25 protein-coding genes, 1 tRNA gene and 1 riboswitch are annotated in these 25796 nt (G+C 53.2%); of the genes, 24 read left to right on the plus strand and 2 right to left on the minus strand.

The window, feature by feature from the left end; all coding sequences use genetic code 11:
- The 19 genes from hisH (at position 1) to NST69_RS32295 (ending at position 18688) form a co-directional block, all read left to right on the plus strand.
- Positions 1–621: an imidazole glycerol phosphate synthase subunit HisH gene (hisH, locus tag NST69_RS32205; RefSeq protein WP_209878674.1), complete on the plus strand. Its 621-nt coding sequence runs from the start codon at positions 1–3 to the stop codon at positions 619–621.
- Between the two features lie 42 nt (positions 622–663).
- Positions 664–1413, plus strand: a complete 750-nt coding sequence (hisA, locus tag NST69_RS32210; RefSeq protein WP_339252779.1) for a 1-(5-phosphoribosyl)-5-[(5-phosphoribosylamino)methylideneamino]imidazole-4-carboxamide isomerase — start codon at positions 664–666, stop codon at positions 1411–1413.
- 25 nt (positions 1414–1438) lie between these two features.
- On the plus strand, positions 1439–2197 hold the full coding sequence (hisF, locus tag NST69_RS32215; RefSeq protein WP_342548073.1) for an imidazole glycerol phosphate synthase subunit HisF: 759 nt from the start codon (positions 1439–1441) through the stop codon (positions 2195–2197).
- Positions 2194–2913 (plus strand): bifunctional phosphoribosyl-AMP cyclohydrolase/phosphoribosyl-ATP diphosphatase HisIE, encoded by a 720-nt coding sequence (hisIE, locus tag NST69_RS32220; protein WP_342548074.1) that lies wholly within the window; start codon positions 2194–2196, stop codon positions 2911–2913. Before hisF ends, hisIE begins: the two co-directional genes overlap by 4 nt.
- A 14-nt stretch (positions 2914–2927) precedes the next feature.
- A complete protein-coding gene (hisJ, locus tag NST69_RS32225; RefSeq protein WP_342548075.1) occupies positions 2928–3755 on the plus strand; it encodes a histidinol-phosphatase HisJ in 828 nt (275 codons plus the stop codon).
- A gap of 23 nt (positions 3756–3778) precedes the next feature.
- Positions 3779–4726 (plus strand): ribose-phosphate pyrophosphokinase, encoded by a 948-nt coding sequence (locus NST69_RS32230; protein ID WP_036726251.1) that lies wholly within the window; start codon positions 3779–3781, stop codon positions 4724–4726.
- Between the two features lie 166 nt (positions 4727–4892).
- Positions 4893–6341: a tetratricopeptide repeat protein gene (locus tag NST69_RS32235; RefSeq protein ID WP_342548076.1), complete on the plus strand. Its 1449-nt coding sequence runs from the start codon at positions 4893–4895 to the stop codon at positions 6339–6341.
- Between the two features lie 46 nt (positions 6342–6387).
- Complete coding sequence (trxB, locus tag NST69_RS32240) at positions 6388–7341, plus strand: thioredoxin-disulfide reductase (RefSeq protein ID WP_036726252.1); 954 nt, start codon at positions 6388–6390, stop codon at positions 7339–7341.
- A gap of 49 nt (positions 7342–7390) precedes the next feature.
- A riboswitch (TPP riboswitch) is annotated at positions 7391–7497 on the plus strand.
- A gap of 160 nt (positions 7498–7657) precedes the next feature.
- Entirely contained in the window at positions 7658–9343 is a 1686-nt protein-coding gene (thiC, locus tag NST69_RS32245; protein WP_340958175.1) for a phosphomethylpyrimidine synthase ThiC, read from the plus strand.
- 215 nt (positions 9344–9558) lie between these two features.
- Entirely contained in the window at positions 9559–9786 is a 228-nt protein-coding gene (locus NST69_RS32250; RefSeq protein WP_036690062.1) for a DUF1858 domain-containing protein, read from the plus strand.
- Positions 9787–9800: 14 nt separating this feature from the next.
- A complete protein-coding gene (locus tag NST69_RS32255) occupies positions 9801–11063 on the plus strand; it encodes a DUF438 domain-containing protein (protein ID WP_340956850.1) in 1263 nt (420 codons plus the stop codon).
- Positions 11064–11264: 201 nt separating this feature from the next.
- Complete coding sequence (locus NST69_RS32260) at positions 11265–12215, plus strand: ROK family glucokinase (RefSeq protein ID WP_036690067.1); 951 nt, start codon at positions 11265–11267, stop codon at positions 12213–12215.
- A gap of 45 nt (positions 12216–12260) precedes the next feature.
- Complete coding sequence (gene rapZ, locus NST69_RS32265) at positions 12261–13160, plus strand: RNase adapter RapZ (RefSeq protein WP_036690069.1); 900 nt, start codon at positions 12261–12263, stop codon at positions 13158–13160.
- Positions 13161–13217: 57 nt separating this feature from the next.
- Positions 13218–14159: a YvcK family protein gene (locus NST69_RS32270; protein ID WP_200869550.1), complete on the plus strand. Its 942-nt coding sequence runs from the start codon at positions 13218–13220 to the stop codon at positions 14157–14159.
- Between the two features lie 18 nt (positions 14160–14177).
- Complete coding sequence (gene whiA / locus NST69_RS32275) at positions 14178–15107, plus strand: DNA-binding protein WhiA (RefSeq protein ID WP_036726258.1); 930 nt, start codon at positions 14178–14180, stop codon at positions 15105–15107.
- A 97-nt stretch (positions 15108–15204) separates the two neighbouring features.
- A complete protein-coding gene (locus NST69_RS32280) occupies positions 15205–15474 on the plus strand; it encodes an HPr family phosphocarrier protein (RefSeq protein WP_036690075.1) in 270 nt (89 codons plus the stop codon).
- A gap of 186 nt (positions 15475–15660) precedes the next feature.
- The gene (locus NST69_RS32285; RefSeq protein WP_339252795.1) at positions 15661–16416 is read left to right on the plus strand and encodes an SIMPL domain-containing protein; all 756 of its coding nucleotides are present in this window, start codon (positions 15661–15663) and stop codon (positions 16414–16416) included.
- 371 nt (positions 16417–16787) lie between these two features.
- Complete coding sequence (locus tag NST69_RS32290; RefSeq protein ID WP_051478082.1) at positions 16788–17885, plus strand: DUF4163 domain-containing protein; 1098 nt, start codon at positions 16788–16790, stop codon at positions 17883–17885.
- Positions 17886–18049: 164 nt separating this feature from the next.
- Positions 18050–18688 (plus strand): GDSL-type esterase/lipase family protein, encoded by a 639-nt coding sequence (locus NST69_RS32295; RefSeq protein ID WP_036726263.1) that lies wholly within the window; start codon positions 18050–18052, stop codon positions 18686–18688.
- 87 nt (positions 18689–18775) lie between these two features.
- Here the strand turns inward: NST69_RS32295 and clpP are convergent, their stop codons facing one another.
- Both clpP and NST69_RS32305 read right to left on the minus strand, forming a co-directional pair.
- On the minus strand, positions 18776–19372 hold the full coding sequence (gene clpP / locus NST69_RS32300) for an ATP-dependent Clp endopeptidase proteolytic subunit ClpP (protein ID WP_036690083.1): 597 nt from the start codon (positions 19370–19372) through the stop codon (positions 18776–18778).
- Between the two features lie 193 nt (positions 19373–19565).
- Positions 19566–19640, minus strand: a tRNA-Arg gene (locus NST69_RS32305).
- Between the two features lie 292 nt (positions 19641–19932).
- Here NST69_RS32305 and NST69_RS32310 point away from each other — a divergent pair.
- The 5 genes from NST69_RS32310 to gpmI all read left to right on the plus strand — a co-directional run bounded on the left by NST69_RS32310 (position 19933) and on the right by gpmI (position 25756).
- On the plus strand, positions 19933–20985 hold the full coding sequence (locus NST69_RS32310; RefSeq protein ID WP_036726264.1) for a sugar-binding domain-containing protein: 1053 nt from the start codon (positions 19933–19935) through the stop codon (positions 20983–20985).
- A 116-nt stretch (positions 20986–21101) separates the two neighbouring features.
- The gene (gene gap / locus NST69_RS32315; protein ID WP_036690087.1) at positions 21102–22112 is read left to right on the plus strand and encodes a type I glyceraldehyde-3-phosphate dehydrogenase; all 1011 of its coding nucleotides are present in this window, start codon (positions 21102–21104) and stop codon (positions 22110–22112) included.
- Positions 22113–22244: 132 nt separating this feature from the next.
- Positions 22245–23426 carry a phosphoglycerate kinase gene (locus NST69_RS32320; RefSeq protein ID WP_036726266.1) on the plus strand — a complete coding sequence of 394 codons (1182 nt, stop codon included), beginning with the start codon at positions 22245–22247 and terminating at the stop codon, positions 23424–23426.
- 27 nt (positions 23427–23453) lie between these two features.
- The gene (tpiA, locus tag NST69_RS32325) at positions 23454–24209 is read left to right on the plus strand and encodes a triose-phosphate isomerase (RefSeq protein WP_036726267.1); all 756 of its coding nucleotides are present in this window, start codon (positions 23454–23456) and stop codon (positions 24207–24209) included.
- 2 nt (positions 24210–24211) lie between these two features.
- Positions 24212–25756 carry a 2,3-bisphosphoglycerate-independent phosphoglycerate mutase gene (gene gpmI / locus NST69_RS32330; protein ID WP_036726269.1) on the plus strand — a complete coding sequence of 515 codons (1545 nt, stop codon included), beginning with the start codon at positions 24212–24214 and terminating at the stop codon, positions 25754–25756.
- Positions 25757–25796: the final 40 nt, after the last annotated feature.

The following is a 25796-nucleotide window of genomic DNA, read 5'->3' on the forward strand; positions in this document are numbered from 1 at the left end:
ATGGCCGTTGCAATCGTCGATTACGGCATGGGCAACCTGCACAGTGTCAGCAAGGCCGTAGAGCGGCTGGGGTATACGAGTCTTGTAACCTCGGATGCCGCCGAGATCCTGGCGGCAGACAGTGTCATTCTGCCGGGAGTCGGTGCCTTTGGCGATGCGATGGAGCACTTACGGGAGAGCGGAATGGATGATGTCGTCCGGGCCGCAGCGTCAGCGGGCCAGCCGGTGCTGGGCATCTGCCTCGGAATGCAGCTGCTATTCAGCAGCAGCGAGGAGCATGGCGAGCATAAGGGGCTGGGGCTTCTGCCCGGCGCAGTGGTGCGCTTCGCCCCCCGGGACGGCTACAAGGTGCCGCATATGGGCTGGAACAAGCTGAGCTTCCGCCAGCCGGAGAGTCCGCTGCTGGCCGGCCTGACGGAGGGGCATGTGTACTTCGTGCACTCCTACCATGCACTCGCGGCGGACAGCGATCTGCTGGCCGTCACAGACTATGGACATCCGGTAACGGCTATTGTGGGCCGCGGCAATGTCTACGGTATGCAGTTCCACCCGGAGAAGAGCGGGGAGCTTGGCGTCAAGCTGCTGGGTAATTTCCTGAGGCTCCAGGCACAGCAGGCTTAGCCTGCCTGAATCACTAATTTGCAATGAAAGCGGGGAGTATTCATGTCTTCTTTTATCCTATATCCGGCGATTGATATCCGGGACGGCAAGTGTGTCCGGCTGCAGCAGGGTGATTATGCCCAAGAGACGATCTATAACGACAGTCCGGTAGAGGTAGCTAAGTCATGGGAAGAGCAGGGCGGGCAGTATATCCATCTGGTGGATCTGGACGGAGCCAAAGCAGGCTGTCCCGTGAATGATGCCATCATTGGAACTATTGCTAAGCATGCGAATGTTCCTGTACAGGTCGGCGGCGGTCTCCGTACTCTTGCCGATGTCGAGAAGCTGCTGGGCCTTGGCGTCAGCCGGGTGATTATCGGAACGGCGGCCATTAATGATCAGGCTTTTACAGAAGCGGTTCTTGCCAAATACGGCGACAAAGTTGCCATCGGCATCGATGCCCGCAACGGCTATGTGGCTACGCACGGCTGGCTTAATACATCTGAGGTCCGCGCGGAAGATTTGGCCAGAGAGCTGGCCGCCAAAGGTGCCGAGACCTTCATCTATACCGATATCTCCCGTGACGGGATGATGCAGGGGCCGAACGTGGAAGGCATTCTCTCTATGGCTAAAGCAAGCGGCCGCAGCGTAATTGCTTCCGGCGGCGTGACCAGCCTTAATGATCTGCAGCGCCTGAACGTACATAGCGGCAGCGGAATCGGCGGGGCGATTGTGGGCAAGGCGCTGTATACCGGCAATATTAATCTGGGTGAAGCGCTGCAGACCCTGGGCCAATCCTCCGGATTGCGGTAAGTCTATACTAAGGAGGGGTCTTGGCATGTTGGCGAAACGGATTATTCCCTGTCTGGATGTGAAGGACGGGCGTGTGGTAAAAGGCGTGAATTTTGTGAATCTGCGCGATGCCGGAGATCCGGTGGAGCTTGCGGCGCTGTACGACCGCGAGGGAGCGGATGAGCTGGTATTCCTCGATATTTCCGCTTCTGTGGAAGGCAGGGCGACCATGATTGAAGTGGTGCGGCAGACGGCGGGTGAGATTGCCATTCCCTTCACGGTGGGCGGGGGCATCTCGACCCCTGATGATATGAAGCGGATTCTGCGTGCCGGAGCGGACAAGATCGGCATTAACACAGCCGCAGTAAATAACCCCAGGCTGATTCTGGAAGGGGCCCGTCACTTCGGCTCCCAGTGCGTTGTAGTGGCGATGGATGCCAAATATAATGAGGCTTGGGGCGAATGGGAAGTGTATACGCACGGCGGACGTACGCCCACGGGTATCCGGGCCTTGAACTGGGCCAAGGAAGCGGAGCGGCTGGGGGCCGGCGAGATTCTGCTTACAAGTATGGACGCGGACGGGACCAAGGACGGCTTCGACCTGAAGCTGACGGCGGCGGTCAGCGGCCTGCTGAGTATTCCTGTCATTGCTTCCGGCGGGGCCGGGAGAATTGAGCATTTCTATGATGTATTTACGGAAGGCCGGGCAGATGCCGGACTTGCGGCAACCATTTTTCACTATAAAGAGATTGCTATTCATGATCTGAAGGCTGATCTGAAGCAAAGAGGAGTAGAGATCCGATGAGCGAGGACAAGAAGGATATCGCACTAAGCCAGCAGGAGGCAGTGTCCGGCATCCGCTGGAATGAATCCGGCCTGCTGCCTGCTGTCATTCAGGATGCGCGCACCCTGGAGGTATTAATGTTCGCCTATATGAATCCTGAATCGCTGCAGCGCTCACTTAAGAGCGGCCAGACCTGGTTCTGGAGCCGTTCACGCAGCGAGCTGTGGCATAAGGGGGGGACGTCCGGCAATACGCAGGCGATCACCTCGATCCATTACGATTGTGACAGCGATACGCTGCTGGTGAAGGTAGTGCCGGAGGGCCCGGCCTGCCATACCGGGGAGAACAGCTGCTTCTTCCGCGAGATTCCGCTCGATTCACCGGCAACCGTAACTGATACTGCCGGGGCTGCCGTGAATGCTGCTGAAGCAGAGAGCGGCCGGTTTGCGGTACTCGGGGAGCTGGAGCGTGTGATTGCCGAGCGTGAGGTGAACCGTCCTGAGGGGGCGTATACGACCTATCTGTTCGACAAGGGCGTGGACAAGATCCTGAAGAAGGTCGGTGAGGAAGCCTCCGAGACGATCATTGCCGCCAAAAACAAAGATAATGCCGAGCTGCGCCTGGAGGTCAGCGATCTGATCTATCACCTGCTGGTGCTGCTGCAGGAGCGCAAGCTTCCGCTGGATGAGATTCTGGAAGAGCTGAGCGCCCGCCATGAACGCCCGCGGCGGGATTAGGAGGAACTTTCTGCATGCACATCGATTATCATACCCATCATGAACGCTGTGGCCATGCGGTCGGGAAGCTGGAGGAGTATGTGCAGCGGGGCATCGCTCTGGGACTTGAGCAGCTTGGGTTGTCGGATCATCTGCCGCTGATCCATGTCGACCCGGACCACTATTATCCCGAGATGGCTATGCCTCTTGCGGAGCTTCCGCGATATGTGGAGGAATGCCTTACGCTGAAGGAGCGCTACCGGGGCACGATTGAGCTGCGGGTCGGGCTGGAGGCGGATTATATTGAGGGATATGAGGAGCAGATCCGCGAGCTTTTGGCACCGTATCCGTGGGATTATCTGATTGGCTCGGTGCATTTCCTGGGAGAATGGGATATTACCGACCACCGGCAGACCCATGGCTGGGAAGGCCAGGATGTCATGGCGGTATACCGCCGCTATTATGATGCTGTACAGAAGTCGGCGTTATCAGGATTATATGATATTATAGGACATATGGACGTCATCAAAAGGTTCGGTTACGGACCCCGGACGCCGGAGGACCTGGCGGAGGCTAAGAAGCTTGAGCTGGATACGCTGAAGGTCATTGCCCGCAGCGGCATCGCGATGGAGCTGAACGCTTCCGGGCTGTCCAAGCCGTGCGCCGAGATGTTCCCGGCAGAGCATGTGCTTGTTCAGGCGCTTGAGCTGGGCATTCCGCTCACGGTTGGCTCTGATGCGCATGATCCCATGAAGCTGGGAGACGGCTTAACAGAGGCCCGGGACATGCTCTGGCGCACCGGCTTCCGCGAACTGTCCGTCTTTGAAGGACGCCGCCGTACATCTGTTCCGTTCAGCGTATAAATTTATAATCCCAGGAGGGTACTATGCATCATCAATTACGGATTTTTTCCGGTTCGTCGAATCCGAAGCTTGCCGCTGATATTGCGGAGCGCCTTGGTGCGCCGCTTGGCCAGATTAAGCTGACCCGTTTCAAAAGCGGCGAGATTTATGTGCATTATGAAGAGAGCATCCGGAACTGCGACGTATTTTTGGTGCAATCCCTGGCTCATCCGATTAACGAGCTGTTTGTAGAGCTGCTGGTCATGATTGATGCCGCCAAGCGCGCATCGGCCAGAACGGTGAACATTATCGTTCCCTATTACGGGTACGCCCGGCAGGAGCGTAAGTCCGCACCACGTGAGCCGATCTCAGCCAAAATGGTCGCCGATGTGCTGACCACCGCCGGTGCAACGCGCGTAATTACGATTGATCTGCATGCCGCAGCCATACAGGGATTCTTCAATATTCCGGTCGATCATCTGACGGCGCTTGATCTGATTAGCGGTTATCTGAAGGTGAAGGGGCTTACCGATCTGGTCGTGGTCTCCCCGGATGCGGGACGAGCGTCCATGGCGGAGAAGCTGGCCAGCCGGCTGGATTCGCCGTTCGCCATCATGATTAAGAAGCGTCCGGCGCATAATGAATCGGTGATTACGCATGTCATTGGTGATGTGGAAGGCAGGACGCCAATCATTATAGAGGATCTTATAGATACCGGAACCACGATCGTCAATGTGGTGGAGGGCCTGAAGGAGCGGGGTGCCCGGAACAGTATCGTCTGTGCTACGCACGGACTGTTCTCCGGGGATGCGCTTGAGCGGATGGATCATCCCAATATCGACGAGATTGTCATTACCGATTCCATTGCCCTGCCGGACGAGCATTCCAGCAGATTCGCAGTGCTCTCGGTAGCTCCCATGCTGGCTGAGGCCACGCGTATTATCATCGAGGGCGGTTCCATAGATAAGCTGTTCAGAGACGCGGGGATTTAACTCCCGCGTCTTTTTTTGAGCTTTTCCCTCCCGTTAGCTCTCTCTCTGAGACTTGAGAATCTCGTTGCCACATGTGGTATACTGTGTGAAGAAGACAGCCGAGACCATAAATGGAAACGAACAGGTAAGGCTAGGGAAGCTGAAACAAGGGAGGTGCCTTGCTTCCATGATAGAGAGAACTTCAGAGAATACCGCGGAGCACAGTAATGTCATTCCGGTCACTCTGGATGCCAATTTTTTCTTTGAAAGAGCCGTTCGGTCGCTGGACCGCTTTCAATATGATAAGGCATTAAGAAATTTTCGCAAAGCTGTTGAATATGAGCCGGATAATCCGGTGAATCATTGCAATATGGCGGGTATATTATCTGAGATGGGCAATTATACCGCATCTAACGAGATTCTTATCCATGTTCTGGAGAAAATCGACCCCGCTATGACGGAATGCCATTTCTACATGGCTAATAACTTCGCCAATATGGAAAGCTTTGAAGAGGCGGAGCGTTCGCTGGTCACTTACTTGGAAGAGGATGCTAACGGCGAGTTCATGACCGAATCCGAAGAACTGATGGAGCTGCTGCAATATGAGCTGAACCGGCCTGCTCCGCTGGTGCGTATCCGTAGCCGTGAGGGAGTCGTAGAGCATGACCGGGCGCGGAGTCTGCTGGAGGAGGGTAAGTTCCCTCAGGCTGTAGAGCTGCTGGAGGAGATCACTGCGGGTACCCCGGATTTTTTGGCTGCGCATAATAATCTGGCACTAGCTCATTTCTATATGGGCCGGTTCGCCAAGGCGAAGGAATGTCTGAATGAGGTGCTGAAGCAAGACCCCGGCAATCTGCACGCTCTGTGCAATATGGCCATCTTCCTGCAGTATGCAGGAGATAAGGAACAGCTTGAAACGCTGCTCGGTATGCTAGAAGCAACGGTGCCGTTCCATCAGGAGCATGTATTCAAAATGGCTACAACCATGGGTATCCTGGGCCGGCACGCTGCCGCTTACAGCCATTTCCGCCGTCTGCTGAAGGACGAGGAGGTCGCCGGAGACGCCGGGCTGTATCATTACTGTGCCGCGGCGGCAAGCAATAGCGGAAGACATGATGAGGCACTGCGCTGCTGGAGACAGGCAGCCAAGCTGGACCCTGCTTCCGCTGTCCCTGCGTTCTTCCTGTCCCAGCTCCAGCAGGCCCGGGCAGAAGGACACCCTATGCCTGCTGTCAGCTATAACTATCAGCTGCCCTTCCAGGAGCAGCTGAAGCAGTGGAAGGGCAATACAGGCAGATTCACTGAAGAAGTGCGGAATAATCCGCTGCTGCGCGCCTCGTTCTTCTGGGCGCTGCGCTACGGCGATTCCGCTACGAAGCTTCAGGTGACCGAGGCTCTCCGCTGGATTGAGGACGAGGAGATGTCCGAGGTACTGCGCGGAGTTCTGGAGCAGGAGCCACTGCAGGAGGACCGCCTGCAGGAGGCGGCATTGTTCAGCCTTCAGCGGCTGATCGGGGAGAACCTGAATGAAGCCGGCGGCTCGCCCGGCGAAGAGCAGGAGCCTGCGGCTGCTCCCGGACCCAAGGGGATGCTGCCCGGAACCGGCGGCTTATCGCCGTCCACTACCCGCATTTGAAGCAATTGCTGTTGTAAGAACACCTACTTGTAAGGAGGCCAATGTAATGTACAAAACGATTGTAATCGGAACAGGCCCGGCCGGGCTGACTGCCGCGATTTATCTGGCGCGTGCGAACCTGAGCCCGCTGGTCATTGAAGGCTTGCAGCCGGGGGGACAACTGACAACGACGACAGAAGTGGAGAACTTTCCAGGCTTCCCTGAAGGGATTCTGGGTCCGGACCTGATGGACAATATGCGCAAGCAGGCGGAACGCTTCGGTGCTGAATTCAAGAATGGCTGGGTGGAGTCGGTGGACTTCTCACAGCGTCCGTTCAAGGTAACAGTGGACGGAATGGGTGTACTGGAAGCGGAGTCGGTTATTATTTCAACCGGGGCCTCTGCAAGATATCTGGGCATTCCGGGCGAGCAGGAGAATGTGGGACGCGGGGTCAGCACATGTGCGACCTGTGACGGCTTCTTTTTCCGTAATAAAAAGATTGTCGTCGTCGGCGGCGGAGACTCCGCTATGGAGGAAGCCAGCTTCCTGACCCGCTTTGCGTCCAGCGTAACGCTGGTTCACCGCCGTCCCGAGCTGCGGGCCTCGAAGATCATGCAGGACCGGGCGCGTGACAACAGCAAGGTAACCTGGGCCTTGAACCGCACACCGGTTGAAGTAACGGTAGGAGAGACCGGAGTGAAGGGCCTTACGGTGCTTAACAATGAGACAGGTCTGACAGAATTGGTGGAGGCAGACGGCGTGTTCGTAGCGATTGGACACACACCGAACACAGCCTTCTTGGGCGGGCAGATCAATACGGATGAGAATGGCTATATCGTGGTGAATCCGGGTACCACCGAGACCAACATCCCGGGTGTATTCGCCTGTGGCGATGTACAGGATACCCGTTACCGTCAAGCGATATCGGCAGCGGGAACCGGTTGTATGGCCGCTATGGATGCCGAGAAGTTCCTGGAAGGCACGATGGTGCACGACTGGAGCGAATCGCTAGACAAATAACGGGTTTACAAGAATTACCCATACAGGTAAAATGTATTTAATTAGATAAGATACCCACTAGGGGAGCCTGAATAGGCTGAGACGGGAAAATTGAATTTCCGGACCCTTGAACCTGATCTGGATCATACCAGCGTAGGAAAGTGGAGTCGGACCTTTTTTGAATACAGTCTTATTTGGCTGTTCCTTTAATAAAGCCGCTCCAGGTGGAGCGGCTTTTTGACTTGCAGGAATCTATAGATTCTTCAGCTCAATCTGCTGCGTGACCTCTTATCTGATGAGTGTACAGAGCGAAGAGGAGGAGATTGAAATGAAAGGAATGGGTAAAAACGAAGAGGTGGATCTTTCGGGATTCCCCGCAAGCCGTAAAGTGTATGTGGAGGGCTCACGCCCGGATATCCGGGTTCCGATGCGGGAGATCAGCCTCAGCAGAACCGAAGGCGTTGCCGGGGAAGAGGAAAATGCTCCGCTGCGTGTCTATGACACAAGCGGTATGTACACGGATGCCGCGGAGGAGATGGACATTCGGAGGGGGCTGCCGCCGCACCGTTCAAGCTGGATCGCGGAGCGTGGCGATTCGGAGGAGTACACCGGAAGAGCCGTCCGGCCGGAGGATAACGGAATCCGCAGAGAAGGGGCTGCCGCAGAAGCTTATCCAGGACTGTGCAGGAATCCGAGGCGGGCCTATGCAGGCGGCAATGTGACCCAGTTGCATTATGCAAGGCAAGGGATCATCACACCGGAAATGGAGTATATTGCGATCCGGGAGAATATCCGGCCGGAGTTCGTTAGGGATGAGGTGGCTGCGGGCCGTGCTATTATTCCGGCCAATATCAATCACCCGGAGAGTGAGCCGATGATTATCGGCCGTAACTTCCTGGTGAAGATCAATGCCAACATCGGAAATTCGGCGGTCACTTCTTCTATTGAAGAGGAGGTGGAGAAGATGCGGTGGGCGACCCGCTGGGGGGCTGATACCATCATGGATCTCTCCACCGGCTCTAAGATCCATACCACCCGGGAGTGGATTATCCGCAATTCTCCTGTGCCGGTCGGGACAGTGCCCATATACCAGGCGCTGGAGAAGGTGAACGGTATAGCTGAGGATTTAACCTGGGAGCTCTATCGCGACACGCTGATTGAGCAGGCGGAGCAGGGGGTGGATTACTTCACCATTCATGCCGGGGTGCTGCGGCGCTATATTCCGCTCACTGCCCGGAGAATGACAGGCATTGTATCCCGGGGCGGATCGATTATGGCTGCCTGGTGCCTGGCCCATCAGCAGGAGAACTTCCTGTACACACACTTCGAAGACATCTGTGAGATTATGAAGACGTATGATGTGGCCTTCTCGCTGGGGGATGGCCTGCGTCCCGGCTCTATCGCTGATGCCAATGACGAAGCTCAGTTCGCCGAGCTGGAGACGCTGGGAGAGCTGACGGCGCTTGCCTGGAAGCACGATGTTCAGGTTATGGTAGAAGGTCCGGGCCATGTGCCAATGCACAAGATCAAGGAGAATATGGACAAGCAGCTTGAGATTTGCCACGAAGCCCCTTTCTACACCCTCGGTCCGCTAACTACGGATATTGCACCCGGCTATGATCACATCACGTCGGCCATCGGGGCAGCGATAATCGGGGGGCTTGGAACGGCAATGCTGTGTTACGTTACACCTAAGGAGCATTTAGGCCTGCCTGACAAGAATGATGTGCGCGAAGGAGTCATTACCTACAAAATTGCTGCACATGCCGCAGACCTCGCCAAGGGACATCCGGGTGCGCAGGACCGGGACAACGCGCTGTCCAAGGCGCGGTTCGAGTTCCGCTGGCGCGACCAGTTTCATCTCTCCCTGGACCCGGAAAGGGCGCAGGCGTATCATGATGAGACCCTGCCTGCGGAGGGGGCAAAGCAGGCGCATTTCTGCTCGATGTGCGGCCCTAAATTCTGCAGCATGCGGATTTCGCATGATATCCGGAATTCCCATAGATGGAGCCAATCACTGTAACTTAGCTGCATGACCTAATCTATATGTAGGTACGTTGTTCATGGCCGAGAGGCCGTGATTACAGCGTAAACGTATTATTCTGAGGCTATCCCCACAAGCTGAATGGCTGGCGGGGATAGTCTTTTTGTAGTTAGTGATTACAATCACAATTCACCTCTGTACCCTATGCTAAGCTGGTGTTGAGAAGAATTCTCATTAGTGAGGTGTGCAAAAGGATGAGCAAAGCGTTGAAGCTGGATGAATCGGTCTTTGAGCTGGTAACCAGGCACCCGGAAATTGTTGAGATCATGGTGGAACTGGGTTTTCGTGATATTGCGAAGCCTGGAATGCTGCAGACTGCAGGACGATTTATGACCCTCTCCAAAGGAATGAAATTAAAGAAAATAGAGCTGGAAACCGTTCGGCTGGCCTTTCAGCAGCATGGTTTCGAGATTATAGAATAGAAGGAGAGATTGTGATGAGCGAACTGATTAATAACCGCGAGGTCGATATTCCGGAACAGACACGCCGCCAGGCTATGCTGAGAGAGATCATCAAGGAGCTGCATGCGGGCAAAAGCGTGGAGGAGGTTAAGGCGCGTTTTGAAGAAGCGGTAGGCGATGTTACGGTGGAGGAAATCTCCGCCATGGAGCACTCTCTGATGACCGAGGAAGGCATTCCGGTAGAGGAAGTACAGCGCCTCTGCTCCGTGCATACGGCAATCTTCAAGGGCTCGATTGAACAGATCCACCGTTCTTCTAAGCCTGAGGAGCAGCCCGGTCATCCCGTGCATACGTTCAAGCTGGAGAACCGGGAGATCGAACGTCTGGTCAACTTCCGGCTGGAGCTGCATGCGGATAAGTTCAAGAAGAACGCCAGCGATGAGATTATCTATAAGCTGCTGGAGGACCTGAGTCTGCTGCTGGATCTCGACAAGCACTACAGCCGCAAGGAGAATCTGCTTTTCCCTTACCTGGAGAAGTACGGCATATACGGTCCTACGAAGGTAATGTGGGGAGTGGATGACGGAATCCGCAATATGATCAAGGAAGCCAAGAAGGCGCTTAGCGCCTATAACGGAGACAGCGGGCAGATTACAGCCGCACTGGAGGAGATCATTAAGGAAGTCAATGAGATGATCTTCAAGGAAGAGAATATTCTGCTCCCGATGGCGCTTGATAAGCTGACTGAGGATGAGTGGGTCAAAATCGCCCGCGAAAGCGATGAAATCGGCTTCTGCCTGACTGCGCCCGACCAGGAATGGATACCGGAACGTGCAGCGGAGCCTGAGGGTGCTGATGTTCCGGCGGAAGAAGGGGAAGGCCTGTCCCCGCAGGGCTTCATCCGGTTCGAGACCGGGCTGCTGTCGCTACACCAGCTCGAGACGCTGATGAATCATCTGCCGGTGGATCTGACCTTTATCGACGAGAACGATGTCGTCCGCTACTTCTCGCATGGCAAGGAACGGATCTTCGCCCGGACGAAGGCCGTTATCGGCCGCACCGTACAGAACTGCCATCCGCCGCAAAGTGTGCATGTTGTTGAGAAGCTGCTGGCTGATTTCAAAGCCGGAGTGAAGGATGCCGAAGATTTCTGGATTAACATCAAGGATAAATTCATCTATATCCGTTATTTCGCCGTGCGGGATGCAGGAGGCCGTTATATGGGGACGCTGGAATTCACCCAGAATATCGCACCGATCCGTGCCCTTGAGGGCCAGAAGCGGATTTTGTCCGAATAGCATTAAGGTATCTGGCACCCTACAATAGAAGAGAATGAACGGACTTTCTTGCCTGCCTGGTGAGAAAGTCTTTTTGTTAACAAATAAGAACTGAAGTCCATTGCCCCGGGTGTATCGCCTTTCCTTGACCGCAGGGGAGGGTTCTATTATAGTGGGTACGTAGGATTAACTATTTTAGCATAGAAAAAGGTGGCTTGTAACATGTCTGAACATATCTACGTTGGCGTGGATTTAGGTGGTACCACGATTAAGGTTGGAATCTGTAATGCCGAGGGAAGCCTGCTGCACACTTACGAAGGTCCGACAGGGACTGCGGATGGCGTCGATGCTGTCATCGATAATATCGAGAAGTATGTACGCCAGATTGTGGAGGACTCTCCGTACTCCTGGGACCAGCTGGCTGGTGTCGGTGCGGGACTGGCCGGATTTACGAATATTCGTGAAGGTATCATCATCCTTGCGCCCAACATAGGATTTAGAGATGTGCCGATCCGCTCCATTCTGGAGGGTCGCCTGAACAAGCCAGTCAAAATAGACAATGATGCCAACGTGGCTGCACTGGGCGAAGCCTGGAGCGGTGCAGGGCGCGGCATAGAGAACTGTGTCTGCTATACGCTCGGTACGGGTGTCGGCGGCGGTATTATCATTAATGGTAAGGTGTATCAGGGATTTGCCGGTCTGGCCGGCGAGCTTGGACATATCTCCGTGGTGCCCGATCTGGAAGCGATCCAGTGCGGCTGCGGGAACATGGGCTGTTTGGAAACCGTTTCCTCAGCGACAGGCATTATCCGTATGGCGAACGATGCTGTAGCACGCGGGGACCGGACCTCCTTGTCCACCGTTGAAAAAATCGCTGCGAAGGAAGTATTCGATGCCGCCAAGGCAGGCGATGAAGCTGCGCTGCGGATTGTGAACCGGGCGGCCTTCTACCTGGGCAAATCAATGGCCTCCGTTGCAGCGGTCCTGAACCCTGAAGTATTCATCGTCGGCGGCGGAGTCTCCAAGGCAGGCGATATTCTGTTCGATGAAGTCCGCCGGGTATTCGCCAAGCTGGCGCCTGCCCCTCTGCAGACCGGTGTTACGATTGTACCTGCAGCGCTTGGCAATGACGCCGGTATTATTGGTGCGGCAGGCCTGCTGCTGCGTTCTTAAAAGACCGGAATTATTCATATACTAATCATAGGGAGGGATGCTGTAATGACCGACCTCGAGCAAACCCTGCCCGCCCATGCCACCCTGATTATCATTACAGGCATGTCGGGTGCGGGCAAGACGATTGCCGTGCAGAGCCTGGAGGATCTGGGGTTCTTCTGCGTGGATAATCTTCCGCCTGTACTAATCCCGAAATTCGCTGAGCTGATTGAGCAGTCCAAGGGTAAAATCGCCAAGGTGGCGCTGGTCATCGACCTTCGGGGGCGGGAATTCTTCACCGCCCTGTCGGAGTCTCTGGCCTACATCAAGGACGAGTCAACGATCGGGTGTGAGATCCTTTTCCTGGACGCCACAGATTCAGTGCTTGTACAGCGTTACAAGGAGAGCCGCAGGCATCATCCGCTTGCTCCGAAGGGCATGCCGCTGGACGGCATCCGCATGGAGCGCCAGATGCTGGAGGAGCTGAAGAATTCAGCTACCCTGTGTCTGGATACCAGCAGCATGAAGCCGGTTCAGCTCAAAGAAAAAATAGTGTCACGCTTCTCCCACCTCGGGAAAAGCACCCTCTCGGTTAACATTACTTCGTTTGGATTCAAGTATGGGATTCCGATTGATGCTGACCTGGTGTTCGACGTCCGCTTCCTGCCTAATCCGCACTATGTGGATCAGCTGCGGCCCAAGACAGGCCAAGACAACGAGGTGTACGACTACGTAATGAAATGGCCTGAAACGCAAGAATTCCTGACCAAGCTGCTGGATATGCTTCAATTCCTTATTCCGCAATACCGCAAGGAAGGCAAATCCCAGATTATTATCGGCATCGGCTGTACGGGCGGCAAACACCGTTCGGTAGCCATCGCCGAATACCTGGGCAAAATGCTGGGGGTTAGCGAGACGGAAGCGGTGGCAGTCAGCCATCGGGACTCCGAACGCGACCGGCATTGATGAGAGAAGGGATGAATAGTGGCTGAAGAACAAGGACAGCGTCCAAAGATCGTCGTGATGGGTGGCGGGACCGGACTCTCGGTGATGCTCCGGGGGCTGAAGGAGAAGCCGCTGGATATCACGGCGATCGTAACTGTCGCAGATGACGGGGGAAGCTCCGGGATTCTGCGCAGTGAGCTGCAGATGCCGCCGCCCGGGGATATCCGCAACGTACTTACGGCTATGGCTGACGTTGAGCCTCTGATGGCACAGATTATGAAGTACCGCTTCAGCAGCGGAGAAGGCTTAGCCGGGCATAGCCTGGGCAATCTGATTCTGGCTGCACTGACTGACATCTCCGGGGACTTCGTTACAGCAGTCCGGGAGCTTAGCCGGCTGTTCGCCGTTCGCGGCCGGGTGCTGCCTGCGGCCGGAGAGGCGGTAATCCTGCACGCCGAGATGGCGGATGGAACGCTGATTACCGGTGAATCCAAAATCCCGGAGGCGGGAGGCGTCATCAAGCGCGTATTTCTGGAGCCGGTGGATGTGGAGCCGCTGCCGGAGGCGCTGGAGGCTATCCGCAACGCAGATGCTATTCTGCTCGGTCCGGGCAGTCTGTATACCAGTATTCTGCCGAATCTGCTGGTGCCGAAGCTGGCAGAAGCCGTGGTAGCTTCCGAGGCCATTAAGATTTTTGTATGCAATGTAATGACCCAGCCGGGTGAGACGGATAATTACACGGTTAATGACCATCTACAGGCCGTATATGACCATATCGGGCTGCATCTGTTCGATTATGTGATCGTCAATGATGGGGAGATCCCGGAGCAGGTGCAGATCAAATACGCCGAGAAGGGTGCCCGTCCGGTACAGCTTGACCGTGAGGCCGTGGACGGCAACGGGTATAAGGTGATTGCTGACAAGCTGGTATTATTTAAAACCTATTTGCGGCATGATACAGATAAGCTCAGTCACCATATTTTCCAGCTGGTGAAGGATTGGATTGACAGAAAGAGTTAAATGAAAGAGGTGAGCCCCTTGTCTTTTGCGGCCCTTACCAAAAAAGAGCTGACGATGGTCGAGAGCCAGCCCTGCTGCGAGAAAGCGGAAATGTCAGCGCTGATCCGAATGAATGGTTCGGTGCAGCTTTCGAGCAAAAAGGTGGTTCTCGACATTTCGACGGAGAACGCCGCGATTGCAAGGCGGGTATATTCTTTGCTTAAGAAATATTACCAGGTCCATATCGAGCTACTCGTGCGTAAAAAAATGCGTTTGAAGAAGAATAACGTCTATATTGTAAGAATCCCGAACCAGGTCCAGGAGATCCTGAAGGATCTGCGGATTGTCTCTGAGGGCTTTATTTTCACGGACGGGATTGATGAGGAGATTGTCGGCAAGAACTGCTGCAAGCGTGCCTATCTGCGCGGGGCCTTCATGGCCGGCGGTTCGGTCAATAACCCGGAGGGCTCTTCGTACCACTTGGAAATCGCTTCCATGTATGAGGAGCACTGCAAGGCGCTCGTTGAGCTAGCTGGTGAATTTCACCTGAATGCCCGCTGCATAGAACGCAAAAAAGGCTTCATCCTATACATCAAGGAAGGCGAGAAGATCATCGAGTTCCTCAGTCTGATCGGCGCCCATCAGGCGCTGTTCAAATTCGAGGATGTGCGGATCATGCGCGATATGCGCAACTCGGTCAACCGGATTGTGAACTGCGAAACGGCCAATCTGAACAAGACGATCAGTGCGGCGGTACGCCAGATTGAGAACATCAAGCTGCTGCAGCGCGAGGTGGGTCTGGAAAGCTTGCCGGATAAGCTGCGGGAGGTTGCCGAGATCAGACTGGCGCACCCGGATATTAACCTCAAGGAAGTCGGGGATATGCTGGGCGGGACGGTCAGTAAATCGGGTGTGAACCACCGTTTGCGCAAAATTGATGAGCTGGCGGACAAGGTCCGCGGCGGCTGATTATTTTTTTTCTAGTGCGGTATGCGTTATAATGATATAATATTATAAAATTAATGTGAAATTTTTGGGCAGATCTCAAATAGGGGGTAAGCGTTTCATGACAAAGCACCCGGTAGTTGTTCGGTTGAAGACGGGGCTCCATGCTCGGCCGGCAGCATTGTTTGTGCAAGAAGCTAATAAGTTTTCGTCGGAGATTTTCGTGGAAAAAGACGATAAAAAAGTGAACGCCAAGAGTATCATGGGCATTATGAGCCTTGCGATCAGTTCCGGTACGGAGATTCATATCAGCGCAGACGGTGCAGATGCGGAACAGGCTGTAACCGCTTTGACCAGTCTGGTAAGCAAGGAAGAGCTCGAGAATCAATAAATGCTACATGGTCTAACCAAAAGCCCTTAGGGGCTTTTTTTCATATCGTAGATGTCATCCGCCGGTTCTGGATCGGGACGGGGAACAAATAAAAAATAAATATCGTACATCGCTCATGCAACTTTTACCATGCTGTCCCGTCTAGAGGGTAATAACACTTAAACGAATCGAAAGGGGATGGCAAGCATGAGAAAATGGGGTAAATCGATTGGATCAGTTCTGCTGGCAGCTAGCTTGATGATTGGAGGAATGGGGTTGAGCGGAGTGCTAAAGGGTCCTGAAAAGGCTTACGCCGACGAAGTACAGAAGAATGTGGTGAACGTGGTAGGCAAAGGCGAGCTGTCGATCAAACCGGATATCGCGTATCTCTCCATCGGGGTAACGACAACTGCCGAAACCGCGCAGGAAGCACAGAAAGGCACAGCCGCGAAGGTCTCCAAGCTGACCGCTTTGTTCAAGACCACTTGGGGCATTGCAGACAAAGACATTCAGAGCACCCAGTTCAACGTACAGCCTAACTACACTTACAGCGAGAAGGACGGCCAGAAGGTAAAAGGCTATAACGCCCAGCACACGCTAGAGGTCTCTTACCGGGATCTGACAAAGGTTGGACAATTGCTGGACGCTGCCTCTGCGGCTGGAGCGAACAACATCGGCAATGTGCGGTTTGCCATTGAAGATCCATCGGCCTTTGAAGCACAGGTAATCGAGAAGGCTATGCAGAATGCAGATGTCAAAGCAGCGGCTATTGCCAAAGCAGCCAAGCGCGGACTGGGTCAGGTAGTCACTGTCATTCAGAGCGATGACGGGAATCATCCGGTGGTCTACGCTGAAGCAGCCTCCATGCAAAAGATGTCCATGGATAACAATGCTGGCAGCTCCGTTGAGCCCGGGCAGGTTAAGGTCATTACCCAATTGAGTGTAACTTATGAATTGAAATAAAACGTTTCGTAAGAGGCGCTTGCTCTGCTGTTATAGCGGGGCAGGCGCTTTTTATAAAAATATAAGAATTTATATGTTTTACATGATAAATTATCCTTCATTTCTCGCTGAAACGGTACCGTCCTTTAAAAGGACGGCAAAGCCGTTTCCACTTGTCATATAAATGTATTGATATGCACATAGCCGCTATCGAAAGCTCTCAATTTGTTTAAATTGAGGTAACAGGATCTTTAGATAATCACGGCAAACCTTAAGAAACTGTAAAGCGGATTGTAACAATCCCCGCACTTTCTTTTACTATAATAGGAACAGTGATACTGAGGAGCACACATCATGACTAATCATACCACCAGGTGGAAGGGGAAATAACAATGAATTCGAACTCTAAGAAATATATCAGCAAATGGGGTGCAGGAATGCTCGCCGCAGGAATCCTGCTGGGAGGAACAGGAATAATCCATGCAGGCATCACTGAGGCCGCTCCGGCAGCCGCTCAGGTCAAAGCCAAATCCTCATCTATAGTGCTGAAGGTTAACGGGAAAAGTACAGCCCAGACGGGCCTGCTCCAGGAAGGAAAGGTATGGGTGCCGGTAACCTTCCTGCGCGATGCGCTGGGGATGCCGCTCTCTTATGATAAAGCGGGGAAGACGTACACCATCGGGACAGGAACTGCTCAGACAAGGCTGACGATCAATGATTATGGCATTTCTGTTATGGTGAACAATTATTATGTCGGTGAAGGCAAGCAACTGAATAACCGGCTGTATGTTTCGTCTGAGCTGCTTAGCGATTACTTGGGCTACAAAGTAGACGGGAGCGCAGCAGCAGGACGGCTGAATGTTATGAAGAAAGTACAGAATGCGGTAACCATCAAAACAGTGAGCTATGTGAAGGATCATAAGGATGCGCCTATCCGGCTGGATTATCCGCAGGTCAGCGGCCTGGCAAGTGCAGAAGCAGAGAAGGCAATCAATGATACGATTAAGCAGACCGTTCTGAACTATGCGAAGGATGCTGAAGATCAAATCTCCAAGCGGTCGAAGGATGACCGGCCGTATGAATTCGAAGGCGGTTATGTGATCACGTATAACCAGGATGGCGTGCTCAGCCTAATCACCAATCAATACGGGTATACCGGCGGTGCCCATGGGATGACTTACCGCAATGCGTTCACCTTCTCGCTCAAAGACGGGAAACGTCTGTTGCTGGGCGATCTGTTCGGTGCCAACCCTAATTACAAGAAACAGCTCAATGCCAAGCTGGCCACCGAGATCAAAGCTAACGGAGGATATCTGGGCGGGTTCAATGGACTGAATACCGAGAAGTACTTCTATCTGAAAGATGGCAAAGCGGTGCTCTTCTTCCAGTTATACGAATACACGGCATATGCCGAGGGCTTCCCGGAATTCAACTTCAGCTTCAAGGAACTCCTGCCGGATGGAAGCAGTCCGTTCGCGGCGCTGAAATAATAAAATAATTATCCAGATGCCCTTGCATCTCCTCCGGGAGATGCAGGGGCATTCTTGCACAACCCTTCATCCACGGCCTAATCAGCCTGCCCTGCCGTTACCACTTCACCCGGATAGTCATAAGCTATAGAAGGCAAGCAGCTTATAACGGGGAGGGGAAGGTTATGGTCTATGCTTATACAGCGATCGGGGATTCACTTACAACCGGCTTCGGGGCGCTGCCCGGGAACGGCTTCGTCCCCGTCTACCGGCGGATGGCGGAAGGGAGGCTGGGTACACCAGTGGTGCCGGCGAATCTTGGCGTCAACGGTCTGACCACCGGGGGGCTGAAGCAACGGCTGAGGAGCTCGAATGTCTACCGGGCAGCGGTGAAGGATGCGCAGATCATTACGCTGTCCATTGGCGGCAACGACTTGATTAAGGCAGCCCGGGCAGCCGGGCCCCGGCCCGGTGAATTCCAGGGATTACTGCAGCAGGCGCTTAGGGACTGCAAGCGTAACTACAGCGACATCATGGGTAGCCTGACACAGCTCAAAGCAGGTTCCCGCAGCCCCTACATCATCCGGATGGTAGGCCTGTATAATCCCTACCCACAGGTGAATGAAGCAACAGAGTGGGTGCGGGAGTTCAACCGCTATGCAGCAGGCTACAGCAGCAATAACGTAGGGTTTGCTTCGGTATACCATGAATTTGCCGGTAATGAGCGGGGGCTGCTGTTCCTGGACCATATTCACCCGAACGGCAGAGGCTACCGCGTAATTGCAGGCAAGCTGGATGCCCTTGGGTACGGGAGCTTAAGGTAGGCAGCAATGGCTGGGCATAAGAAAGAGGCTGTAACGGGACCGGACCGGTCTGTTACAGCCTCTTTGTGTATTCATTGGAGCAGGTACTTATACGCCTGTTGGCAGAGTCTTCTCAATTACCTTGTCCACGATACCATATTCAGCAGCGTCTGCAGCGCTCATGAAGTAGTCGCGGTCAGTATCCTTCTCGATCTTCTCCAGCGGCTGGCCTGTACGCTCGGACAAGATGCGGTTCAGCTTCTCACGCAGCTTGATGATGCGGCGGGCGCGGATCTCGATATCCGAAGCCTGCCCCTGGGCACCGCCTAGCGGCTGGTGAATCATGATTTCGCTGTTCGGCAGGGCGAAGCGCTTGCCCTTGGCGCCGGCATTCAGCAGGAAAGCTCCCATGGAAGCGGCCATACCTACACAGATGGTGGACACATCCGGCTTAATGTATTGCATTGTATCGAAGATAGCCATACCCGCTGTGATGGAACCGCCTGGGCTGTTCACATACAGGTGAATATCCTTATCCGGGTCCTCGGCAGCCAGGAAGAGCATTTGTGCGATGATGGAATTGGCAACCACGTCATTAACCTCCGTTCCAAGGAAAATGATGCGGTCCTTCAGCAGGCGGGAATAGATGTCATAAGCGCGCTCACCGCGGTTGCTCTGTTCTACTACCATAGGAATATAACTCACGTGGAAAACCTCCTTGAAATTGGTGCTTCGAATGTGTTCATTTTTTACTGTTACCGTATTAACCACATGATAAACAAATTCAAACAAAAAGTCAAAGAAAGTCAAACTTACTTTCAAAAAAAAGAGCCCTCAAGCGGCTCATTGGTTAAATATAATATAATCGGAACTAAATTATGTACAAGCTTGAAAAAAATGGCGCGCCCGCCAAGAATCGAACTTGGATCTCAGGCTTCGGAGGCCTACGTCATATCCATTGGACCACGGGCGCAACAGAAATTATTATAATATACTTCTCGGATAAAAGCAATGCGTATTAGGCATCCTGCGCAAAAATAGTTTTCTCTGCCTCCATTAATAGAGCCGGAAATGCGCCTCCTGCCAGTGGGCTGCCGAACAAGCCCATGTATAAGATGAAAGCGGGCTGAGAATTATAGTCTCGGAACACTTGCACTTGGCGTCAGTTTTGGGTAGAATATGGGTGGGACTTAAAAAGTTAACCCGGGACATTTTGAGACCACGAACAAGGGATAAGAGAAAGACGAAGTTGCAGGAGTGAAAGCATGCGTAATCTATTGGAAATCCAAAAGCAGCTTCTGCCTGATCTCATGGAAACCCTTAAGAGACGGTATACGATTCTACATCAGATCATGCTGTCCGATATTATTGGGCGCAGGACGTTAGCCGCATCGCTTGATATGACCGAGCGGGTGCTGCGCGCCGAGACGGATCTTCTGAAATCGCAGGGGCTCATTGAGATCGAGAGCGTCGGTATGCGCATTAGCGATGCCGGTCGCAGACTGCTTGACCTGCTGGAGCCGGTCGCCAAGAGCCTATTCGGCCTGGATGATCTGGAAGAGAAAATTCGTACAACGTACGGTCTCACCAAAGTAATTGTGGTACCTGGCGATTGTGAGACATCGCCGTTCACCAAGCGTGAGCTGGGGCGCGCAGGCTCCAAGGCACTGCTCAGCGTACTGCGCAGTGACGATACGATTGCCGTCACAGGCGGATCAACACTGGCCGAGATGGCCGATCAGCTGACCCCGCCGCTATCCCTTTCCTATAAGAACGCCTGGGTTGTTCCGGCGCGTGGAGGACTGGGAGAGAGCATGGAGATACAGGCCAACACCATTGCTTCAACCATGGCCAAACGGATTGGCGCCAATTACCGTCTGCTGCATGTGCCCGATCTGCTTAGCGGAGACGCATATGAGTCGCTTGCGCAGGACTCCAATATTGGAGAGATTGTACAAATTATCCGCAGATCGCGTATTATTGTACATGGAATAGGCGACGCCATTGAAATGACCCACCGCCGCAAGCTGGACTCCGGGACGATCTCAGAGATTCAGAGCGAGGGAGCCGTAGCCGAGTCCTTCGGATACTATTTCAATGAGAATGGCGAAGTGGTTCATACGATGCGGACCATGGGGCTGCGCCTGGAAGACATTATCCGTACAGAAGTCGTTATCGGTATTGCCGGCGGCAAACGCAAGGCGAAGGCCATTCATGCGATGCTGCGGTTCGGGCAAGAGGATATTCTCGTCATCGACGAGGCGGCGGCTGTTGAAATCGGCAAGGAAATCGACACACAGCTACAAAAGGCCCTATAGATTCCATTAAATGGGGCGCGCGCAAAGGGTTTATGCATTATACTTAACATTGTTGTCTTGACGAGCCTCACGGCCTGTCTTGAATAAATAAAACGAACTCTAGGAGGAACTATTCAATGAGTGTAAAAGTTGGTATTAACGGTTTTGGACGTATTGGACGCCTTGCATTCCGCCGTATTCAAAATGTAGAAGGTATCGAAGTGGTAGCAATCAATGACTTGACTGACGCTAAGATGCTTGCTCATTTGCTTAAATATGATACAACTCAAGGTAAATTCCAGGGAGACGTTGAAGTTCATGACGGATTCTTCAAAGTAAACGGTAAAGATGTTAAGGTTCTGGCGAACCGCAACCCTGAAGAACTTCCTTGGGGAGAGCTTGGCGTTGATATCGTTCTGGAATGTACTGGTTTCTTCACAACTAAAGAAGCCGCTGAAAAGCACCTTAAAGGCGGAGCTAAGAAAGTAGTTATTTCCGCTCCAGCTACAGGCGACATGAAAACTGTTGTGTACAACGTTAACGATGACATCCTTGACGGTTCCGAAACAGTAATCTCCGGCGCATCTTGCACAACGAACTGCCTGGCTCCAATGGCCAAAGTCCTGAACGACAAGTTCGGTATCATCGAAGGCCTGATGACTACGATCCACGCTTACACAGGTGACCAGAACACTCTTGATGCTCCACACGCAAAAGGCGACTTCAGACGCGCCCGCGCTGCTGCTGAGAACATCATCCCTAACACTACCGGTGCTGCTAAAGCCATCGGCCTGGTTATTCCAGAACTGAAGGGCAAGCTTGACGGTGCAGCACAACGTGTGCCTGTAGCTACAGGTTCCCTGACTGAGCTGGTTACTGTTCTGGATAAGAGCGTAACTGTTGAAGAAATCAATGCAGCCATGAAGGAAGCTTCTGACCCAGAAACTTACGGCTACACTGAAGACGAAATCGTATCTTCCGACATCAAGGGTATGACTTTCGGTTCCCTGTTCGATGCAACTCAGACTAAAGTACTGACTGTTGGCGACAAACAGCTGGTTAAAACTGTTGCTTGGTATGACAATGAAATGTCCTACACTGCACAGCTGGTTCGTACTTTGGAGAAATTCGCTAAGCTTGCTAAATAAGACCGATTTCATATAAGAAGTACAATAGAGCGGAAACAAGGAAAGTCTGTTTCCGCTCTTTCTAAATGAACTGGATTCGCGTGAAATGGCTTTGTGAAGGAACCAATTTTGGGTGTGGAGGAAATGTTAATCATGAACAAAAAAAGTGTCCGTGATGTAGAAGTAAAAGGCAAACGCGTATTCGTGCGTGTAGATTTCAATGTGCCAGTGGAAGACGGCAAGATCACTGATGATACCCGTATCCGCGAAACCCTTCCAACAATTAAATACCTGATTGAGAACGGTGCAAAGGTCATTCTGGCCAGCCATATGGGCCGTCCTAAAGGCGAATTCGTCGATTCCATGCGGTTGACTTCCGCTGCAGTCCGTTTGTCTGAATTGCTCGGCAAACCGGTAGCCAAGGCTGATGAGGCCATTGGCGAAGCGGTAAAAGCGAAAATCGCTGAACTGAACGATGGCGATGTGCTTGTGCTTGAGAATGTCCGTTTCTACAAAGGCGAAGAGAAGAATGATCCTGAACTGGCTAAGCAGTTCGCTGAACTGGCTGACCTGTTCGTCAATGACGCATTCGGCGCAGCTCACCGTGCCCATGCTTCGACAGAAGGAATCGCTCACTTCCTGCCGGCAGTATCCGGTCTTCTGATGGAGAAGGAATTGTCCGTTCTCGGCAAGGCGCTTTCTAACCCGGAACGTCCTTTCACTGCCATCATCGGCGGTTCCAAGGTGAAAGACAAGATTGACGTTATCGACAACCTGCTGAATCTGGCTGACAATGTACTGATTGGCGGCGGCCTCTCCTACACGTTCACCAAGGCTCAAGGTTACGAAATCGGTAAATCCCTGGTAGACAACGACAAGATTGATGCAGCGCTTGGATTCATCGAGAAGGCCAAGAAGCTGGGCAAGAACTTCGTGCTTCCGGTTGACGTTGTAGTGGCTGACAAGTTCGGTGCAGATGCCAACACCAAGATTGTAGATGCAACCGAGATCCCTGCAGATTGGGAAGGTCTGGACATCGGTCCTAAGACCCGTGAAATCTATGCCGATATTATCAAAAACTCCAAGCTGGTTGTATGGAATGGACCGATGGGCGTATTTGAAATCGACATCTTCGCTGAAGGCACCAAGGCTGTGGCTCAGGCTTGTGCTACTACCGAAGGCTACACTGTTATTGGCGGCGGCGATTCCGCTGCGGCTGCTGAGAAATTCCACCTCGCAGACCAGATGGATCACATCTCCACTGGCGGCGGCGCATCGCTCGAGTTCATGGAAGGTAAGGCTCTTCCAGGTGTAGAAGCACTGAACGACAAGTAATACCGAAGAGGGAGGCAATACATCATTATGAGTAGAACACCTATTATTGCAGGCAACTGGAAAATGTTCAAAACCGTTCCGGAAGCCGAAGGCTTCATCGCTGAAATCAAAGGCCAGGCGGAAGTGGCAGGCGTAGAGACTGTAATCTGCGCGCCATTCACGAACCTGCCTGCACTGGTTGCAGCGGTACAAGGCACCACCATCAAAATTGGTGCACAGAACCTGCACTTCGAAGATAACGGCGCTTATACAGGTGAGATCAGCGGCGTAATGCTGAAGGATCTTGGTGTAGAGTACGTTATTATCGGCCACTCCGAACGCCGTGCTTATTTCGGTGAAACGGACGAAATCGTCAACAAGAAGATGCATGCGGCCTTCCGTCACGGCATTACTCCAATTGTCTGCGTAGGCGAAAAGCTGGAAGAGCGCGAAGCTGACCAGACTAAGGACGTATGCAAGGTGCAGACTGAAGCGGCATTTGCCGGTCTTAGCGCAGAGCAGGCAGCAAGCGTAGTTATCGCTTATGAGCCGATCTGGGCGATTGGTACAGGTAAATCCTCCACTTCCCAGGATGCTAACGAAGTTATTGCTTATATCCGTACCCTTGTTAAAGGCCTGTACGATGAAGCAACGGCTAATGCAGTCCGTATCCAATACGGCGGCAGTGTGAAGCCTGAGAATGTAACGGAGTACATGAGTCAAAGCGACATCGACGGCGCTCTCGTCGGCGGTGCCAGCCTGCAGCCTGCTTCCTTCGTTTCACTCGTTGAGGGGGCGAAGTAAGAATGTCAGCTCCAAGACCTGTAGCACTGATTATCATGGACGGCTTCGGACTGCGGAACACGGATGAAGGCAACGCTGTTGCCCAAGCCAACAAGCCGAACTACGACCGTTACCTGAAGCAATATCCGAATACTACGCTTACCGCTTGCGGTGAAGCTGTAGGTCTGCCGGAAGGCCAAATGGGTAACTCTGAAGTAGGGCACCTTAACATTGGTGCCGGCCGGATTGTATATCAAGACCTGACCCGTATCGACAAGTCGATCCGTGATGGAGAATTCTTCGATAACGAGACGCTGGTGGCTGCCGTAAGAAGCGCTAAGTCAACCGGCAAAAAGCTTCACCTCTATGCACTGGTATCCGATGGTGGCGTACACAGCCACATCAATCACCTGTTCGCCATGCTCGATCTGGCCAAAAAAGAAGATCTGCATGAAGTCTATATTCATGCCTTCATGGATGGCCGTGACGTACCACCCGACAGTGGACAGAAGTTCATTCAGGATCTGGTCGCCAAGATTGAAGAGGTTGGCGTAGGTACGATTGCTACGGTATCCGGACGCTACTTCGCGATGGACCGTGACAAGCGCTGGGAACGTGTAGAGAAGGCTTACCGTGCAATGGTATATGGGGAAGGCCCTAAATATACCGATGCCCTTCAGGCCATCACTGCATCCTACCAGAATTCTGTGTTCGATGAATTCGTGGAGCCAAGTGTAATTGTGGACAGCCAAAACAACCCGGTAGCGACCGTGGAGAGCGGCGATTCCGTCATTTTCCTTAACTTCCGTCCTGACCGTGCGATTCAGCTGTCACAAGTGTTCACGAACTCGGATTTCCGCGGCTTCGACCGTGGTCCTAAGTTCCCGCAAGGCCTGCACTTCGTATGTCTGACTACCTTCAGTGAGACAGTTCAAGGCTTCGTGGCTTACTCCCCGAAGAATCTGGACAACACGCTCGGTGAAGTGCTGGTTCAGCAGAACAAGAAGCAGCTGCGTATTGCAGAGACCGAGAAGTATCCGCATGTGACCTTCTTCTTCAGCGGCGGACGCGATGAGGAGCTTCCGGGCGAGACCCGTATCCTGATCAACTCGCCGAAGGTGGCAACCTATGATATGAAGCCAGAGATGAGCGCTTACGAAGTGGCGGCGGCCTGCGTAGCGGAGATTGAGGCGGATAGACAGGATGCCATTATCCTGAACTTTGCTAACCCTGATATGGTAGGACACTCCGGCATGCTGGAGCCTACAATCAAGGCAGTCGAAGTAACGGACGAATGCGTAGGCAAGGTTGTGGATGCTGTAGTTGCCAAGGGCGGCGTTGCTATTATCATTGCCGACCACGGAAATGCTGATATGGTATTCGATGAGAACGGACGTCCGTTCACAGCCCATACCACCAACCCGGTACCGTTCATCGTTACCACTGAAGATGTAGTTCTGCGCGAAGCTGGTATTCTCGCAGATGTGGCACCGACAATCTTAGATCTGATGGGACTTCCGCAGCCTGCGGAAATGACCGGACAATCCATGATTGCCAGCCGCAAATAAGCAAGACATCTGTTTGTGTAAACCCAAAACCATTGTATAA

The sequence above is a fragment of the Paenibacillus sp. FSL P2-0089 genome, from assembly GCF_038595095.1.
GTDB lineage: Bacteria > Bacillota > Bacilli > Paenibacillales > Paenibacillaceae > Paenibacillus_AQ > Paenibacillus_AQ silagei.

Excerpts from the sequence above, each read along its gene's own strand:
- hisH (WP_209878674.1), top strand. The coding sequence starts at position 1 with ATGGCCGTTGCAATCGTCGATTACGGCATGGGCAACCTGCACAGTGTC.
- hisA (WP_339252779.1), top strand. The coding sequence starts at position 664 with ATGTCTTCTTTTATCCTATATCCGGCGATTGATATCCGGGACGGCAAG.
- hisF (WP_342548073.1), top strand. The coding sequence starts at position 1,439 with ATGTTGGCGAAACGGATTATTCCCTGTCTGGATGTGAAGGACGGGCGT.
- hisIE (WP_342548074.1), top strand. The coding sequence starts at position 2,194 with ATGAGCGAGGACAAGAAGGATATCGCACTAAGCCAGCAGGAGGCAGTG.
- hisJ (WP_342548075.1), top strand. The coding sequence starts at position 2,928 with ATGCACATCGATTATCATACCCATCATGAACGCTGTGGCCATGCGGTC.
- NST69_RS32230 (WP_036726251.1), top strand. The coding sequence starts at position 3,779 with ATGCATCATCAATTACGGATTTTTTCCGGTTCGTCGAATCCGAAGCTT.
- NST69_RS32235 (WP_342548076.1), top strand. The coding sequence starts at position 4,893 with ATGATAGAGAGAACTTCAGAGAATACCGCGGAGCACAGTAATGTCATT.
- trxB (WP_036726252.1), top strand. The coding sequence starts at position 6,388 with ATGTACAAAACGATTGTAATCGGAACAGGCCCGGCCGGGCTGACTGCC.
- thiC (WP_340958175.1), top strand. The coding sequence starts at position 7,658 with ATGGGTAAAAACGAAGAGGTGGATCTTTCGGGATTCCCCGCAAGCCGT.
- NST69_RS32250 (WP_036690062.1), top strand. The coding sequence starts at position 9,559 with ATGAGCAAAGCGTTGAAGCTGGATGAATCGGTCTTTGAGCTGGTAACC.
- NST69_RS32255 (WP_340956850.1), top strand. The coding sequence starts at position 9,801 with ATGAGCGAACTGATTAATAACCGCGAGGTCGATATTCCGGAACAGACA.
- NST69_RS32260 (WP_036690067.1), top strand. The coding sequence starts at position 11,265 with ATGTCTGAACATATCTACGTTGGCGTGGATTTAGGTGGTACCACGATT.
- rapZ (WP_036690069.1), top strand. The coding sequence starts at position 12,261 with ATGACCGACCTCGAGCAAACCCTGCCCGCCCATGCCACCCTGATTATC.
- NST69_RS32270 (WP_200869550.1), top strand. The coding sequence starts at position 13,218 with ATGGGTGGCGGGACCGGACTCTCGGTGATGCTCCGGGGGCTGAAGGAG.
- NST69_RS32280 (WP_036690075.1), top strand. The coding sequence starts at position 15,205 with ATGACAAAGCACCCGGTAGTTGTTCGGTTGAAGACGGGGCTCCATGCT.
- NST69_RS32285 (WP_339252795.1), top strand. The coding sequence starts at position 15,661 with ATGAGAAAATGGGGTAAATCGATTGGATCAGTTCTGCTGGCAGCTAGC.
- NST69_RS32290 (WP_051478082.1), top strand. The coding sequence starts at position 16,788 with ATGAATTCGAACTCTAAGAAATATATCAGCAAATGGGGTGCAGGAATG.
- NST69_RS32295 (WP_036726263.1), top strand. The coding sequence starts at position 18,050 with ATGGTCTATGCTTATACAGCGATCGGGGATTCACTTACAACCGGCTTC.
- NST69_RS32310 (WP_036726264.1), top strand. The coding sequence starts at position 19,933 with ATGCGTAATCTATTGGAAATCCAAAAGCAGCTTCTGCCTGATCTCATG.
- gap (WP_036690087.1), top strand. The coding sequence starts at position 21,102 with ATGAGTGTAAAAGTTGGTATTAACGGTTTTGGACGTATTGGACGCCTT.
- NST69_RS32320 (WP_036726266.1), top strand. The coding sequence starts at position 22,245 with ATGAACAAAAAAAGTGTCCGTGATGTAGAAGTAAAAGGCAAACGCGTA.
- tpiA (WP_036726267.1), top strand. The coding sequence starts at position 23,454 with ATGAGTAGAACACCTATTATTGCAGGCAACTGGAAAATGTTCAAAACC.
- gpmI (WP_036726269.1), top strand. The coding sequence starts at position 24,212 with ATGTCAGCTCCAAGACCTGTAGCACTGATTATCATGGACGGCTTCGGA.